17 protein-coding genes are annotated in these 15,206 nt (G+C 66.6%); 4 read left to right on the top strand and 13 right to left on the bottom strand.

The window, feature by feature from the left end:
* Nucleotides 1-8 precede the first annotated feature (8 nt).
* Entirely contained in the window at nt 9-1,052 is a 1,044-nt protein-coding gene (locus tag D5041_RS01445) for a type IV pilus twitching motility protein PilT (RefSeq protein ID WP_010108284.1), read from the bottom strand.
* A gap of 132 nt (nt 1,053-1,184) precedes the next feature.
* On the opposite strand from D5041_RS01445, the gene D5041_RS01450 reads away from it, so the two are divergent.
* The gene (locus D5041_RS01450) at nt 1,185-1,901 is read left to right on the top strand and encodes a YggS family pyridoxal phosphate-dependent enzyme (protein WP_265283697.1); all 717 of its coding nucleotides are present in this window, start codon (nt 1,185-1,187) and stop codon (nt 1,899-1,901) included.
* A 19-nt stretch (nt 1,902-1,920) separates the two neighbouring features.
* On the opposite strand, the gene D5041_RS01455 is transcribed toward D5041_RS01450, so the two are convergent.
* On the bottom strand, nt 1,921-2,631 hold the full coding sequence (locus D5041_RS01455; RefSeq protein ID WP_265283699.1) for a sulfite exporter TauE/SafE family protein: 711 nt from the start codon (nt 2,629-2,631) through the stop codon (nt 1,921-1,923).
* Nucleotides 2,632-2,639: 8 nt separating this feature from the next.
* On the bottom strand, nt 2,640-4,022 hold the full coding sequence (hemN, locus tag D5041_RS01460) for an oxygen-independent coproporphyrinogen III oxidase (RefSeq protein ID WP_265258563.1): 1,383 nt from the start codon (nt 4,020-4,022) through the stop codon (nt 2,640-2,642).
* A gap of 203 nt (nt 4,023-4,225) precedes the next feature.
* Here hemN and D5041_RS01465 point away from each other — a divergent pair, with 203 nt between their 5' ends.
* Nucleotides 4,226-4,948 carry a fumarate/nitrate reduction transcriptional regulator Fnr gene (locus D5041_RS01465; RefSeq protein WP_010100447.1) on the top strand — a complete coding sequence of 241 codons (723 nt, stop codon included), beginning with the start codon at nt 4,226-4,228 and terminating at the stop codon, nt 4,946-4,948.
* Nucleotides 4,949-5,026: 78 nt separating this feature from the next.
* Here the strand turns inward: D5041_RS01465 and D5041_RS01470 are convergent, their stop codons facing one another.
* The 5 genes from D5041_RS01470 to guaB all read right to left on the bottom strand — a co-directional run bounded on the left by D5041_RS01470 (nt 5,027) and on the right by guaB (nt 10,861).
* Nucleotides 5,027-6,643 (bottom strand): alkaline phosphatase D family protein, encoded by a 1,617-nt coding sequence (locus D5041_RS01470; RefSeq protein WP_265282073.1) that lies wholly within the window; start codon nt 6,641-6,643, stop codon nt 5,027-5,029.
* Between the two features lie 264 nt (nt 6,644-6,907).
* Nucleotides 6,908-7,234 (bottom strand): addiction module antidote protein, encoded by a 327-nt coding sequence (locus D5041_RS01475; protein ID WP_010100451.1) that lies wholly within the window; start codon nt 7,232-7,234, stop codon nt 6,908-6,910.
* 13 nt (nt 7,235-7,247) lie between these two features.
* Nucleotides 7,248-7,544, bottom strand: a complete 297-nt coding sequence (locus tag D5041_RS01480; protein WP_265258561.1) for a type II toxin-antitoxin system RelE/ParE family toxin — start codon at nt 7,542-7,544, stop codon at nt 7,248-7,250.
* A 159-nt stretch (nt 7,545-7,703) separates the two neighbouring features.
* Nucleotides 7,704-9,323 carry a glutamine-hydrolyzing GMP synthase gene (guaA, locus tag D5041_RS01485; RefSeq protein ID WP_010100457.1) on the bottom strand — a complete coding sequence of 540 codons (1,620 nt, stop codon included), beginning with the start codon at nt 9,321-9,323 and terminating at the stop codon, nt 7,704-7,706.
* A gap of 62 nt (nt 9,324-9,385) precedes the next feature.
* The gene (gene guaB / locus D5041_RS01490; protein WP_265258559.1) at nt 9,386-10,861 is read right to left on the bottom strand and encodes an IMP dehydrogenase; all 1,476 of its coding nucleotides are present in this window, start codon (nt 10,859-10,861) and stop codon (nt 9,386-9,388) included.
* 163 nt (nt 10,862-11,024) lie between these two features.
* On the opposite strand from guaB, the gene D5041_RS01495 reads away from it, so the two are divergent.
* Entirely contained in the window at nt 11,025-11,552 is a 528-nt protein-coding gene (locus D5041_RS01495; protein WP_265283700.1) for a DUF4124 domain-containing protein, read from the top strand.
* Nucleotides 11,553-11,617: 65 nt separating this feature from the next.
* On the opposite strand, the gene D5041_RS01500 is transcribed toward D5041_RS01495, so the two are convergent.
* From D5041_RS01500 to D5041_RS01510, 3 genes are read right to left on the bottom strand one after another with little or no spacing between them, the layout of a single operon-like run.
* A complete protein-coding gene (locus D5041_RS01500) occupies nt 11,618-11,836 on the bottom strand; it encodes a transporter substrate-binding domain-containing protein (protein WP_265283701.1) in 219 nt (72 codons plus the stop codon).
* 5 nt (nt 11,837-11,841) lie between these two features.
* A complete protein-coding gene (locus tag D5041_RS01505) occupies nt 11,842-12,195 on the bottom strand; it encodes an RnfH family protein (protein ID WP_265283702.1) in 354 nt (117 codons plus the stop codon).
* Nucleotides 12,188-12,628 (bottom strand): type II toxin-antitoxin system RatA family toxin, encoded by a 441-nt coding sequence (locus tag D5041_RS01510; protein ID WP_010109613.1) that lies wholly within the window; start codon nt 12,626-12,628, stop codon nt 12,188-12,190. The genes D5041_RS01505 and D5041_RS01510 overlap by 8 nt, the downstream gene beginning before the upstream one ends.
* A 113-nt stretch (nt 12,629-12,741) precedes the next feature.
* Between D5041_RS01510 and smpB the strand changes: the two genes are divergently transcribed.
* A complete protein-coding gene (smpB, locus tag D5041_RS01515) occupies nt 12,742-13,215 on the top strand; it encodes an SsrA-binding protein SmpB (protein ID WP_010109610.1) in 474 nt (157 codons plus the stop codon).
* A 17-nt stretch (nt 13,216-13,232) separates the two neighbouring features.
* Here the strand turns inward: smpB and D5041_RS01520 are convergent, their stop codons facing one another.
* On the bottom strand, nt 13,233-14,327 hold the full coding sequence (locus D5041_RS01520) for an enoyl-CoA hydratase/isomerase family protein (protein ID WP_265283703.1): 1,095 nt from the start codon (nt 14,325-14,327) through the stop codon (nt 13,233-13,235).
* Complete coding sequence (locus tag D5041_RS01525) at nt 14,297-15,199, bottom strand: DMT family transporter (protein WP_265283704.1); 903 nt, start codon at nt 15,197-15,199, stop codon at nt 14,297-14,299. The genes D5041_RS01520 and D5041_RS01525 overlap by 31 nt, the downstream gene beginning before the upstream one ends.
* Between the last annotated feature and the right edge of the window lie 7 nt (nt 15,200-15,206).

Here is a 15,206-nt window from a genome sequence, read left to right on the forward strand (position 1 = left end):
TGCGCGTATCAGCCCGAGAAGTTTTCGGGAATCTTGGCCTTGCTGCGCGCCTCGGTCGGGCTGATGATGTTGCGGCGCACGAGGTCGGTCAGGTTCTGGTCCAGCGTCTGCATGCCCACGCCGTTGCCGGTCTGTATGGCGGAGTACATCTGCGCCACCTTGGCCTCGCGGATCAGGTTGCGGATGGCGCTGGTGCCCAGCATGATTTCGTGCGCGGCCACACGGCCCGCGCCATCCTTGGTCTTGCACAGCGTTTGCGAGACCACGGCCTGCAGCGATTCGGAGAGCATCGCGCGCACCATCTCCTTTTCTTCGGAAGGGAACACGTCGATGATCCGGTCGATGGTCTTGGCCGCGCTCGAGGTGTGCAGCGTGCCGAACACCAGGTGGCCCGTTTCGGCGGCCGTCATCGCCAGGCGGATGGTTTCCAGGTCGCGCATCTCGCCCACGAGGATGGCGTCCGGGTCTTCGCGCAGCGCAGACTTGAGCGCGGCCGCGAACGATAGCGTCATCGGGCCCACTTCGCGCTGGTTGATCAGGCATTTCTTGGGCTCGTGCACGAACTCGATCGGGTCTTCCACCGTGAGGATGTGGCCGTACTCGGTCTCGTTGAGGTAATTCACCATCGCCGCCAGCGTGGTTGACTTGCCCGACCCCGTGGGGCCGGTCACGAGCACCAGTCCACGCGGCTTCAAGGCCAGGTCGGCAAAGATTTTCGGCGCGTTGAGCTGTTCCAGCGACAATATCTTGCTCGGAATCGTGCGGAACACGGCGGCCGCGCCGCGGTTCTGGTTGTAGGCGTTGACGCGAAAGCGCGCCAAGCCCTCGATCTCGAACGAGAAGTCGATCTCCAGAAACTCCTCATACGTCTTGCGCTGGGAATCGCTCATGACGTCGGACACCATGGCGAGCACGGTCTTGTGATCGAAGGGCTCGACGTTGATGCGCCGCACGTCGCCGTGGACCCGGATCATGGGCGGCAGTCCCGCAGAAAGGTGCAGGTCGGATGCCTTGTTCTTGACGCTGAAAGCGAGCAGTTGGCTAATGTCCACGGTATCCCTCTTCATTCTCCTGGGCCAGTGTCCTGCCCCGCAAATAGCAGCCGTTTCATCTTGTGCTGCTATTTTCGGGGCAAAACACCGAGCTTTGGTTGCCCATCTTCTTTGCTAGGCTTGGCAACCATTATGACCACGATTTACGACAAGCTTCAACAGGTTCGCGGCAGACTTTCGCAAGCATGTGCAGCCGCCGGGCGCGACCCGGCCAGCGTCGCCCTGCTGGCCGTCTCCAAAACCTTCGGCGCCGACGCGCTGGCGCAGGCCGTGGCCGCCGGCCAGCGGGCCTTTGGCGAAAACTACATCCAGGAGGGCGTGGCCAAGATCGCCGCCCTGCGCGCGGCCCTGCCCGGTGCGGCGCTGCAATGGCACTGCATCGGCCCGATCCAGAGCAACAAGACGCGGCCCGTGGCCGAGCATTTCGACTGGGTGCACACCGTGGACCGGCTCCGGATTGCCGAGCGTCTGTCGGCCCAGCGCCCCGCGCATTTGCCGCCGCTTCAGGTCTGCATTCAGGTGAACGTGGACGGGGATCCGAACAAGTCGGGCGTGGCGCCGGCGGACGCGCCGGATCTGGTGCGCGCCGTTGCGCAACTGCCATGCCTGCGCGTGCGCGGGCTCATGAGCATTCCCGACCACACGCCTGATTTTGAAGCGCAGCGCGCCGTGCACCTGCGCGCCAAGCGCTTGTTTGACCAGATACGCGGGAACGCGGAGCCGGGGCTCGAAGACTTCGACACCCTCTCCCTGGGAATGACCGCCGATCTGGAGGCCGCGGTCCAGGCCGGCAGCACGCTGGTGCGCGTGGGCACGGGAATCTTCGGCGGCCGGGATACCACCCCCTGAGCCCGCCGGCCCGCGGCGCTCACCGGCACCCGAGCGCCGGCGCGTGGAGCAGGTCCACCCAGAGCGCCCAGGCTGCCACCGCGCACAGCAGCGCCCCCGCCACCCGGCTTCCCCACTCGGTCCGGGCCGCATCGAGGCGGTTTCTGAGCCGGCCCCAGATCCATGGGCCGGCCACCAGCCACAGGCCGCTGCCGACGCCAAACAAGGCCATGCTGAGCGCCCCTTGCAGCAGCGTGCCGCTCAGTGCCGCGACCAACAGGGCCGAATACAGCAGCCCGCACGGCAGCAGGGCCCACAGAACGCCGGCCACGAGCACACCGCCCGGCGCCCTCACCAGGGGCTGCACCCGCGCCCACACGGCCCGCCCGGCCTGCTCCACCCACGCGGGCTGGCGCGACTGCAGCAACAGCAACAGCCCCCAGGCCATGACGGCGACATGCACCAGGGTCCACGCCGGGCGCAGGGCCGCGGATTGGCGGGTAAGCCAGGCCAGACTGTCCATGGCCAGCGCCGCCAGGGCGCCTGCGGCCGCGTAGCCCGCGAGCCGGCCGGCGTGGAACGCCACGCTGCGCCAGGCCGCGTGCCCCCGGGCGACGGGGACCCCAGGCAGCGGCGCGGGCACGCGCGCACCGCCGGTCAGCGCCGCGCAGGGCGCCGAGCACATGGCAAGACAATGCGGCCCGCCCACGAGTCCCATGAGCAAGGCCGTCCAGGCAAGCGTCGTGGACATGAAAAAACTCAGATGATGCGCGAGAACCGCGCCCGGTTGCGATCCGCCTGCAGGTAGCGGTCAAAAACCATGGCGATCGCGCGCACAAGGAACCAGCCCGTGGGACTGACTTCGATGCCCTCGGCACCCACGCGCAGCAGGCCCTGCTGCGCCATGTCTTCGAGCTGCGCGAGCTCGGCGGCGAAATACTGCCGGAAGTCGATCAACCAGGCCTGCTCCATGGGCTCGAACAGCAGCTTGCCCTGGCACATCAGCGCCATGATGGCGGCGCGCCGCACCAGGTCGTCGCGCGTGAGCGCCAGGCCGCGCACCACCGGCAGACGGCCCTGGTCGAGAAAATCGCAGTACTCGGCGAGCGTCTTCGCGTTCTGGCTGTAGGTCGCGCCCACCCGGCCAATCGCCGAGACCCCCAGGCCGACCAGGTCGCACTCCGGCCGCGTGCTGTAGCCCTGAAAATTGCGGTGCAGGCGCCCCTGGCGCTTGGCCACGGCCAGGGCGTCCGAGGGCAGGGCAAAGTGGTCCATGCCGACGTACACATAGCCGGCGTCCGTGAATGCCTCGAGCGCGCGCGCGAGCATCAGCACCCTGTCCGACGCGCTCGGCAGCGCCGCCAAAGGAATGCGCCGCTGCGACTTGAAGCGCTCGGGCAGGTGCGCGTACGCATACAGCGCGATGCGCTCCGAGCGCAGCTGCGTGACCTGCGCCAGCGTGCGTTCGAACGACTGCGGCGTCTGGTGCGGCAAGCCGTAGATCAGGTCCACGTTCATCGAGTCGAAGCCCAGCGCGCGCGCGGACTCGCGCAGCGCAAAAACCTGCTCCGCAGGCTGCACGCGGTGCACCGCCTTCTGCACCTGGGGATCGAAATCCTGCACGCCCAGACTCAGCCGGTTGAAACCCAGCTGCGCGAGCAAGGCCAGCCGCCCGGCATCGACGGTGCGCGGATCGACTTCGATCGAGTACTCGCCGCCCGGCGCGAGGCTGAAGCTGCGCCGCAGCATGCGCATGAGCTCCTGCAGTCCCGCGTCCGAAAGGAACGTGGGCGTGCCTCCCCCCAGATGCAGCTGGCTTACCGCCTGCCCGACGCCGCAGTGCGCCGTGTGCAGATCGATCTCGCGGCCCAGGTAGCGCAAATAGACCTCGGCGCGATCGTGCCGCCGGGTGATGATCTTGTTGCACGCGCAGTAGTAGCACAACGACGCGCAAAAAGGGATGTGCACGTACAGGGACAACGGCAGCGCCTTGGCCAGGGCGCCCGAGCGGCGCTCCTGCAGCGCCAGGACATAGTCCTCCTGACCAAAGGCTTCGACAAAACGGTCGGCCGTCGGATAGGAGGTATAGCGTGGCCCTGGCACGTCAAAACGGTGCAGAAGATCGGGCGAGACGGCGGTCATGGGCAAAATATCCTTGGCTTGCACCCCGAATGTGCTGCACCGCCCCGGACATGTCCTTGACCTGAGTCAAGCGATGCACGGGGTCACCCCAGGGCAGCCTATTTGCCCGCCTGTCAGCCTCCCGCCAGCGTCAGGCGCGCTCCCGCCGCATCGGGCACGTTATGCTCGGCATTCGACCCCCAGCCCATGCGCCCGACATGCCGATGAATCCGCTGACCATGAAAGTCGCTTGCTCGAACTGCAACCTGCGCGAGCTATGCATGCCCGTGGATCTGAACGCACAGGAATTGCAGCGCATCGACGAGGTCGTGGCCGTTCGACGCAAGATCCGGCGCGGCACACCGCTGTTTCGCAACGGCGAACCCTTTACCTCGCTTTACGCCATCCGCACGGGTTTCTTCAAGACCTGCGTGGCCACCGAGGATGGCCGCGATCAGGTCACGGGCTTTCAGATGGCCGGCGAGATCATCGGTCTCGACGGCATCGTCAACGACCACCACACCTGCGACGCGCTGGCGCTGGAAGACGCCGAAGTCTGCGTCATGCCGTTCGATCGCATCGAAGAGTTGTCCCGCGAAATCACCGCCCTGCAGCACCACGTGCACAAGATCATGAGCCGCGAAATCGTGCGCGAGCACGGCGTGATGCTGCTGCTGGGCAGCATGCGCGCCGAGGAACGCCTGGCCGCATTCCTGCTGAATCTCGTGCAGCGCCTGCATGCCCGGGGGTTCTCGCGCTCCGAACTGGTGCTGCGCATGACGCGCGAAGAAATCGGCAGCTATCTGGGACTGAAGCTCGAGACGGTGAGCCGCACCTTCTCCAAGTTCGTGGAAGAAGGCATCGTCGAGGTGAATCAGCGCCATGTCCGCCTCCTGGACATCGACGCGCTCAAACGCATCGTGAACAGCCAGCAGACCTGCCACTGAAAGGCGCGGCCGGCGTGCTGCGCGGCTGGATCAAGGACCCGACGCGCCAAGCCGGGCCCCCGTTGCGGCGCGTTCGGGTCAGGCCTCCGGCGACAGTTCGACGCCAAACAGATTCTTGCCGTCAACGTCGTGCAAGGACATCGTCAGCGCCCGGGTCTTCGCGTCGATCTTGCCAATGCCGAAGAACTGGAGTTGGTCGGCCGGCGAGCGGTTCTGCTTCATTCCCTCCGGAACGCTGACGTAGCGCACGTCCGGGCCGAAGCTGTGGTCGATCTCGCCCGGGCCGAAAGTGCCCGCGTGCAAGGGGCCGCCGACGAACTCCCAGAACGGTTTGAAGTCCGTGAACTGCGCCTTTTCCGGCGTGTAATAGGTGGCCGACGCATAGTGCACGTCGGCCGTGACCCACACCACGTTCCTGATGTCGTGCTGCTTGATGAAGCGCAGCAGCTGCGCCAGTTCCAGCTCGCGGCCCGCCGGCTTGCCATCGTCGGCATTCGTCCAGGCCTCAAAGTTGCCTTGCGGCACGTCCGGATTCAGGTCCCGCACGATGATGGAAATCGGCATGTCGCTGGCGATCAGCTTCCAGGTCGCGCGCGAGCGCAGCAGCGACTGCTTGATCCACTGCGTCTGCGCCGCGCCCAGGAACGCCGCATCCGGACCCGGCTTGCTCTGGCGGTTGGGCGAGTTCACGCCGCGATAGCTGCGCTCGTCGAGCATGAACACTTCCAGCAGCGGACCATAGTTGAACGAACGGTAGACGCGCTCGGGGTCGGCGCGGTCGATGCGAAACGGGTTGTACTCGAACATGGCCTGCCGCGCGCGCTGCACCAGCAGGTTGATCTCGCGCTCCTGATAGCGCTTTTCGGCCGCACCGATCACCTGGCCGGGGTACCAGTTGTTGCGCACCTCGTGGTCGTCCCACTGCACCAGAAAGGGCACCTCGGCCATGAAGCGCTTCTTGTTCGCGTCCATCAGGTTGTACGCAAAGTTGCCGCGGTAATCGTCCAGCGTCTCGGCCACTTTGGACTTCGCCGGAGTCACCAGATTGCGCCAGAGACTGCCGTCGTCGAGTTTCACCTCGGCCTGGATCGGACCGTCGGCGTAGATCTGGTCACCCGAATGGATGAAGAAATCCGGCTTGAAGCGCCGCATGGTTTCGTACACGCGAAAGCCACCCCGGGACTCGTCGATGCCCCAGCCCTGCCCCGCCTCATCGCCGGAAAACGCAAAGCAGATGTCGCGCGCGCTGCCACCGGGGATGAGCAGGCTGCCGACAAGCGGCTCGCTCCACGCCGATTCGTGCTGCAGATCCTGGAAGCGCACGCGGTAATGCAGGCGCTGCGCCACCGGCAGACCGCGCAAATCAACGCGCGCGGTGTAATCGCTGCGCGCCAGCGCGACCGGGCCGACGAGCGTGCGCGCGTCCTTGAAATTTTCATTCGGCGAATACTCGACCACCATGCGCGCCGGGCGGTCGGTGCGGCTCCACAGGATCGCCGCGTCGCGCGTGGTGTCGCCGCTCATGACGCCGCTGCCCACCTGCGGACGCAGCCGCTCCGAGGTCACGATCGCAGGGCCCTGCTGCTGCGCGAGCACGGGGGCCAGCTGGCCAGCGCCGATCCAGGCGCTCGTGCCGAGCGCAGCGTCGTACAAAAATTTGCGACGGGATTTCGGAAAGGGAGGCGCGTCGGACATGGGGGGATTCCTTGGTTGGAAAAAGAAACATGGCAATGTAGCCATGCACTGTGACCAATCCATGAATCCGCTGCGCAGCCAACCAACAGCGGTCAGGCCCTGGGAAATTTTCTTGGCTTTTCTTGCGCATGACCGGGCTCCTGCGATGGATGCGCACAGCGTATGCCGCCGCCAGGACGACCAGACTGTCCTGCACGCCCCGCACGGGGGCCGTGGGCTCCTCCTGCGCACGCCGGCCCGAAACGTCAGCGCCCGGACCGCGCGTCAGGCTGCTACTGCCACAGGCAGGGCAACCAGCCGCACGCCAAGCGCTGCGCAAACGCGATGGATGGTATCGAAGCGCGGCTCGCTTTCATACCGCAAAGCCCTATACAGAGATTCCCGCGTAATGCCGGCAGACTTGGCGATTTCTGTCATGCCACGCGCGCGGGCAATCTTGCCGAGCGCGGCGGCCAACAAGCCCGTGTCGTGCGCTTCAAGAATGTCCGTCAGGTAGTTGGCAATGGATTCTTCGCTGTCCAGATACTCGCTGGAATCGAACACCGGCAGTTCATCCACATTGATGCGTTGTTTGCTGATACGTTGGCTCATCGTCGTTTCTCCGTCAGTTGTTCAGCAGCGCCGCCAGTTCCTTGGCACGCTTGATATCGGCCTTTTGCGAACGCTTGGACCCACCGGCCAGCAGCACGATCAGCTGCGTACTGCGCTGTATGAAGTACACCCGCCAGCCCGCGCCGATATGGATGCGCAGTTCCGATACGCCATCGCCCACAGGCTGCACATCGCCCATCAAGCCGCATTCCAATCGATCGAGCCGCGCCATGATCACGTCACGAACCTTCGCATCAACCAGACCGTTCAACCAAGCTCTGAATTCGGGCAATAGTTTGACCGTAAACATGCCCACAGTATAAATAATCAACTGATTACACTACATCAAGCACAAGAGCTGAAACGCGGCGAGCAGCATCTTGGCTTCACCCAGCCGCTCCCGCGCTTCGGCCAGAGTGATGCCGATACCGCCCACGCCGTCTCGTACGAGGTTGTACGAGATGTGGGATTACTCCCACTCAATGGTCGCAGGCGGCTTGCTCGACAGGTCGTAGGTCACGCGGTTGATTCCGCGCACCTCGTTGATGATGCGCGACGAGACTTTCTTGAGCAGGTCGTAGGGCAGTTGCGCCCAGTCGGCGGTCATGAAATCGCTGGTCTGCACGGCGCGCAGGGCCACGACGTGCTCGTAGGTGCGGCCGTCGCCCATGACGCCGACGCTCTTGACGGGCAGGAACACGGCGAACGCCTGGCTCGTGAGTTCGTACCAGGTTTTCCCCGTGGCCGGGTCGCTGCAGTTGCGCAGTTCTTCGATGAAGATCGCGTCGGCGCGGCGCAGGAGTTCGGCGTATTCCTTTTTCACTTCGCCCAGGATGCGCACGCCCAGGCCGGGGCCGGGGAAGGGGTGGCGGTAGACCATCCCGGGTGGCAGGCCCAGGGCCACGCCGAGTTCGCGCACCTCGTCCTTGAACAGGTCGCGCAGCGGTTCGAGCAGTTTCAGGCCCAGTTGTTCGGGCAGACCGCCCACGTTGTGGTGGCTCTTGATGCTGGCGGCCTTCTTGCTCTTGGCGCCGCCCGATTCGATCACGTCGGGGTAGATGGTGCCCTGCGCGAGGAAGCTCGCGCCCTTGTGGCCTGCGCCGCCCGCCTTGAGCTTGGCGGCTTCGGCCTTGAATACGTCGACGAACAGGCCGCCGATGATCTTGCGCTTTTGCTCGGGGTCGCTCACGCCCGCCAGCCGGCCCAGGAACAGCTCGCTGGCGTCGACACGGATCACCTTCGCGTGCAGTTGACCCACGAACATGTCCATGACCGCGTCGCCCTCGTTCAGGCGCAGCAGGCCGTGGTCGACGAACACGCAGGTCAGCCGCGCACCGATGGCGCGCTGGATCAGCGCTGCGGCCACCGAAGAATCCACGCCGCCGGACAGGCCCAGGATCACCTCCTCGTCGCCCACCTGCTGACGGATCTGCTCCACGGCTTCGGCAATGTGCTCGCGCATCACCCAGTCGGGCCGGGCGCCGCAAATGCCCAGCACGAAGCGTTCGAGCAGCGCCTTGCCCTGCGGGGTGTGCGTGACTTCGGGGTGGAACTGCACGGCGTAGAAGCGGCGTTCCTCGTCGGCCATTGCAGCGATCGGGCAGCCGTCGCTGCTGGCCATGCGCTTGAATCCCGGGGGCAGCTCGGTGACCTTGTCACCATGGCTCATCCACACGTTCAGCATGCCGTGGCCCTCGGGGGTGCTGAAGTCGGCGATGTCCTTGAGCAGCGCGGTATGGCCATGCGCGCGCACGGCGGCAGCGCCGAACTCGCGCTTGTGGCCGCCCTCGACCTTGCCGCCGAGCTGATGCGCCATGGTCTGCATGCCGTAGCAGATGCCGAGCACCGGCAGGCCCAGACCGAACACCGCCTGGGGCGCCTTGTCGGTGGTGTTTTCGTACACGCTGGCGTGGCTGCCGGAGAGGATCACGCCCTTGAGCGATCCGCCTCGCGCGTAGTCACGAAGCCATTCGTCGCTCACGTCGCAGGGATGCACCTCGCAGTACACGCGGGCCTCGCGCACGCGGCGGGCGATGAGTTGGGTGACTTGCGAACCGAAGTCAAGGATGAGGATTTTCTGGTGTTGCATGGTGCGCCCGGTCGGAGGCGGGTGGGCTCGGTCAAGCGGGGGCCGGCGGCAGGCGCGCCCCGTCAGTCGGCGCGGTAGTTCGGCGCTTCCTTGGTGATCTGCACGTCGTGCACATGGCTTTCGCGGATTCCGGCGACGGTGATCTCGACGAACTCGGCCCTGTGGTGCATCTCTTCTATGCTTGTGCAGCCGCAGTAGCCCATGGCAGCGCGCACGCCGCCCGCCATCTGGTAGACGATGGAGACCATGGATCCCTTGTAGGGAACGCGGCCTTCGATGCCTTCGGGAACGAGCTTGTCGGCGTTCGGGTTGCCGGTGCTCGATTCCTGGAAGTAGCGGTCGGCGCTGCCCTGCTGCATCGCGCCGATGCTGCCCATTCCGCGGTAGCCCTTGTAGCTGCGGCCCTGGTACAGGATGACCTCGCCCGGCGCTTCCTCGGTGCCGGCGAACATGCCGCCCATCATCACCGTGCTGGCGCCGGCCGCAAGGGCCTTGGCGATGTCGCCGCTGTAGCGGATTCCCCCGTCCGCGATCAAGGGCACGCCGCTGCCTGCGAGCGCCGTGGCCACGCTGTCGATGGCCATGATCTGCGGCACGCCAACACCGGCGACGATGCGGGTGGTGCAGATGGATCCCGGGCCGATGCCGACTTTGACCGCGTCTGCGCCCGCTTCGAGCAGCGCGCGCGCGGCTGCGCCGGTGGCGATGTTGCCGCCGATCACGTCGATTTCCGGGTAGTTCCGCTTGACCCAGCGCACGCGCTCGATCACGCCCTTGCTGTGGCCGTGCGCCGTGTCCACCACGATCGCGTCCACCCCGGCCTTGACCAGCGCCTGCACGCGTTCCTCGGTGCCCTCGCCGACCCCCACCGCGGCGCCCACGCGCAGGCGGCCCGCGGCGTCGCGCGCGGCGTTGGGAAAGCTGGTCTGCTTGGTGATGTCTTTGACCGTGATCAGGCCCTTGAGTTCGAAGGCGTCGTTCACCACCAGGATGCGTTCGAGCTTGTGCTTGTTGAGCAGCGCCTTGGCCTGGGCAGGCGTCGTTGCCTGCCTTTCATTGACCGTGATGAGCTTTTCACGCGGCGTCATGATCTGGCGCACCGGGATGTCGTGGCGCGTCTCGAAGCGCAGGTCGCGCCCGGTGACGATGCCGACCACCTTGCCCGCGTCGCACACCGGAAAGCCGGAGATTCCCAATTGCTCGGACAATTCCAGCACCTGCCGCACCGTGTGCTCGGGGGTGATGACCACGGGGTCGCGCAGCACGCCCGATTCGTAGCGCTTGACCTTGGCCACGTGCGCGGCCTGCTCCTGCGGCGTGAGGTTCTTGTGCACGATGCCGATGCCGCCTTCCTGGGCGATGGCAATCGCCAGGCGCGCCTCGGTCACGGTGTCCATGGCGGCGGAGACGAGCGGCAGATTCAGCGGGATATTGCGGGAGAGTTTCGTCGCGAGGGACGTGTCCTTGGGCAGGACCTGGGAATACGCCGGCACCAGCAACACATCGTCGAAGGTGAGCGCTTTTCCGAGAAGGCGCATGAGAAGGCTCCAAAAAACGGATTGTACCCGCGCGCCCTGCGTCGCATAAAGGCAACGTGGCCGAAGAATCCCGGCGCGCGGCGGCTTGCGGGCCACGGCCACGGTCGTCTGCGCGCCGTCCATGCACTGGCGGGCGGCGGGCCGCGCGATTACACTCGTGCGCATGCAAATGCACAAGCTTCTCCTGCTGGTCGTCGCCTGCACCTGCGCCAGCAGTTGGTCCGTGGGCGCAACGCAGTGGCAGTGGATCGACAAGGACGGACACAAGGTCTTCAGCGACCTCCCGCCTCCGGCGGACATTCCCGAAAAAAACATTCTCAAGCAGCCGGGTGGTGGTCAGCCGTCCGCGCCGCCGGCTTCCGCCGAGGGAGCGCAGAGCGCGCCAGTGCCAGCGTCCGCGGCGAAACCGGCCGCCAGCGCGCCGGGCAACGGCAAGGACAAGGAACTGGAAGAGAAAAAGGCCCAGGCCGAAGCCGCGGAAGCGGCCAAGAAAAAGGCCGAAGAGGAAAAGGTCGCCAAGGCCAAGGCAGACAACTGCGCACGCGCGCGTGCCGCCAAGGCAGCGTTCGACGCGGGCAAACCGATCACCCAGGCCAACGCCCAGGGCGAGCGCATCTTCCTCGATGGCCCCGCCTACGCGGCGGAGGCCAAGCGCGTTGACGAAATCGTCGCCTCGGACTGCGTGCGCTGAGTCCAGCCCGTTGAGGCAGCGCAGCAACGTGCTCTTGCCCGAGCCGCTGCGGCAGCGCGAGGCCGTCAGAACGTGGGCAGTTCATGCAGCGGGGAGCCGATCCACTTGCGCGCGATCTCGTCGAGTTCGCCGTTGGACTTCATGTAGTAGATCGTGTTGTTCAGCCACTGGTGCAACTCAAAGGCATCCTTGCGCACCGTCATCGCGTTCGCCTGCCGGCCAAAGCCGAATTTCAGCGCCATGTCGCCGTCGGGGCGGGCTTTCAGGCTCTGGTTGGCGAGCATGGAATTCAGTCCGGACTGCCTCCTCCCGGCCGCGGGCGGGCAAACAGGCCCGCGGCACGCGCGCCCTGGCGGGCAAAGCGCTCGCGGCGCGCGGTCTTCGGGTCGATCTGCAATGGCCGGTAGACCTCCACCCGGTCGAGGTGCACCAGGGGTGTATCCGGCCTGACCACGCGGCCCCATATCCCCAGCGCTGGGCAAACGGGTTGCGGCGGCAGCAAGGCATCGGCCCCGCTCGCGCGCAGCGCGTCAGCGGCCGTGGCGCCAACGGGCAGTTCGAGCGTCCACTCGCGCAGCGTGCGCGCGGCCACGCAGACCACCACCGTGACCTGCACCGTGGCCCTGCCGGCGCCCTCAGCCATAGACCTGCTGCGCGCGTTTGACGAAGGCATCGACCATGCTCGCGGCGATGCGGTCGAACACCGGCCCCACCAACGCCGCCAGCGCCCTGCTGTCAAAGCCGTAGTGGAGCCGCAGTTCCACCTTGCAGGCGCGCTGCGTGCCGTCCCCCACCGGATGGAAATGCCAGTCGCCGTCGAGCCGCGAGAACGGCCCCTTGACGAGTTGCATCTGCACACGCCGGCCCGCTTCGTGCGTGTTGCGCGTGACGAAGGTCTGGCGCACGCCGCCGAGCGCGATTCCGAGTTCGGCGGTCATTCCGTCCCCGGTCTGCTCGAGCACGCGCGCGCGCTCGCACCACGGCAGAAACTCGGGATAGTGCGCGACCCCCGTGACCAGGGCAAACATTTCTTCGGGGCTGTACCAGATGAGGACGGACTTGTGGACGGTTTTCATGCAGACGCTGCCTGCGGCAGGGCGCGCGGGCCGGGAGAATTTAGAATCGCGCTGGCGCGGCGACGACAAATTGTAGGGATGCATCTCCCGGCCTGCGCCGCATCCAAACCTCCATGGCCAAAAAACCCGATCCCGCGTCCCGCATCGCCGACAACAAGAAAGCGGCCTACGACTATTTCTTCGAGGAACGCCACGAGGCCGGCATGGTGCTGCACGGCTGGGAGGTCAAGGCGCTGCGCGCGGGCAAGGCGCAGCTGACCGACGGCTATGTGCTGATCCGCGACGGCGAGCTGTTTCTGCTCGGCTGCCAGATCCAGGCGCTCAAGACCGCGTCGACGCATGTGCACCCCGAGGCGGCGCGCACCAAGAAGCTGCTGCTCAAAAAGGACGACATCCGGCACCTGGTCGGCAAGGTCGAGCAAAAGGGCTACACCCTGGTGCCGCTGAACCTGCACTGGAAGAACGGCCTCGTGAAATGCGAGATCGCCCTGGCCAAGGGCAAGGCCGAGCACGACAAGCGCAACACCATCAAGGAGCGCGAAGACAAGCGCGAGGTCGAGCGCGCGATGAAGCGGCACGGGCGCTGAGGGCGCGGGACGGGATATCAGGCCAGGGCCGCGAGCGGGTGCGCGTGCGCGGGCCAGGGGCTTGCAAAGAACGGCGCGACCATTTCGGGCCTCACGTCCTCGATGCGGCCGGGGTTCCAGCGCGGCGCCTGGTCCTTGTCCACGGCCAGCGCGCGGATTCCCTCAAGCGTCTCGCTCTGGCCGGGACGCAGATGGAAGCAATGGTGCACCAGGTCGCGCTCCATGCGCAGGTCGTCGGCCAGGCGCATGCTGCGCGCACGGCGGATCTGCTCGAGCGCCACGTGCAGCATCAGCGGCGAGCGCTTGCGCAGCGTGGCCGCGCAGGCGCGCGCCCAGTCGCTGTCGGCGGCTTCCAGCGCCTGCACGATCTCCCCCACGGTGGGGAGCGAGAAATACGCGTCGATCCCGGCCCTGGCGAGCGTTCGGCCCGCGCCCGGAGCCACGAACTGCGCAGCCACGAAGTCCCTGACCGCCGCGCCGTCGGCAAAGCGCTGCGCGCCCAGCGCGTCCCACAGGGCGGCCTGGCGGTCTGCTGCGAGGAAGCCGTCGGCGAGCCGGTTGTCGATGGCGTCGCCCGCGCCGATGCTCTCGCCGCTGAGCGCCAGCCATTCGCCCACGCGGCCGGGGCAGCGGCTCAGAAAGTAGCCGCCGCCCACGTCGGGGAACAGGCCGATGGCCGTCTCGGGCATGGCCATCCGGGTGCGCTCGGTCACCACGCGCAGCGCGGCGCCCTGGCTGATTCCCATTCCGCCGCCCATCACGACGCCGTCCATGAACGCGATACAGGGCTTGGCGTAGTTGTGGATCAGGTGGTTGAGCGTGTACTCCTCGGTGAAGAAATCATCGAGCAGCGGGTTGCCCTGGCTGCCGGCCTGGTGCAGAAAGCGGATGTCGCCACCGGCGCAGAAGACGCCGAACGGCCCCTGCTTGCCGCTGCCGCGCAGCGCCACCGCGAGCACGCGCGCGTCGTCCTGCCAGGCCCGCAGGACGCGCGTCAGCTCGCGCACCATGCCCAGCGACAGCGCGTTCAGCGCGTGCGGGCGGTTCAGCGTGATGAACCCCAGTTGGGCGCGCACCTCGCTCAGGACCTCTGCAACGAGCGGCTCTGCCATCTCTGCTCCCTCCAGCCCAGAATTTCATTCAAAACCAGCGCGCCGATCACCAGCGCGCCGCCCGTGAGCACGGCCATGCTGGGTTCCTCGCCCGCGCCCAACCAGGCCAGCAGGATGCCGAAGATCACTTCCAGCAGGCCCAGCAGCGCCATCTCGGGCGCCTTGAGAACGCGCCCGCAGCGCACCGCGAGAACGCAGGGAATGGCCAATTGCACCACGCCCAGCAAGGCCAGCAGGCCCAGGTCGTGCAGCGAGGCGCGCAGCGGCAGGGCCAGCGGCAGCATGGCAATGACCGAGATCGCCGCGCCCACGAGCACCGCCGGCACCAGGTCCACCGCCTGGCCGTGGCGCTGCGCATGCTGCACCACCGTCCAGTTGATGGCTGCGGCCACCGGAACGCACAGCGCGACCAGCGTCCCGGCCAGCGGCAGGCCGGCCATCTGCGATCCGTACATGCGCGCGATGCCGACGCCCGCGAGCACGATCGCCACCCAGGTGCGCGGCGCGATGCGGTGGCCGATGAGGACGCGCGCAAACAGCGCCGTGAGCAGCGGCCCCACGGCCATGGTGACGAGCACGTTCGCCACCGGCATGAGCAGGATCGCGACCATGAACGCGGTAAACATCACGCTCCAGCACAGGCCCGAGATCCACAGCGCGCGGCCGCTTTGGCGCAGCGTCGCAAACACCGCCCGGCCTTGCAGCGCTGGCAGGATGAGCAGCAGCGACAGCAGCGTGAAGAGGCTGCGCCAGAACGTCACCTCGAAGCTGCGCGCGTGCTCCAGGTGGCGCGTGACCACGCCCGCGATGGACCACATCAGGGCCACCACGACCATCAGGAACACCGCGCGCGAATGCGTGAGTTTCGGCATGGGCCAG

Origin of the sequence: Verminephrobacter aporrectodeae subsp. tuberculatae, from assembly GCF_026127385.1 — a bacterium.
Classification (GTDB): domain Bacteria; phylum Pseudomonadota; class Gammaproteobacteria; order Burkholderiales; family Burkholderiaceae_C; genus Acidovorax; species Acidovorax aporrectodeae.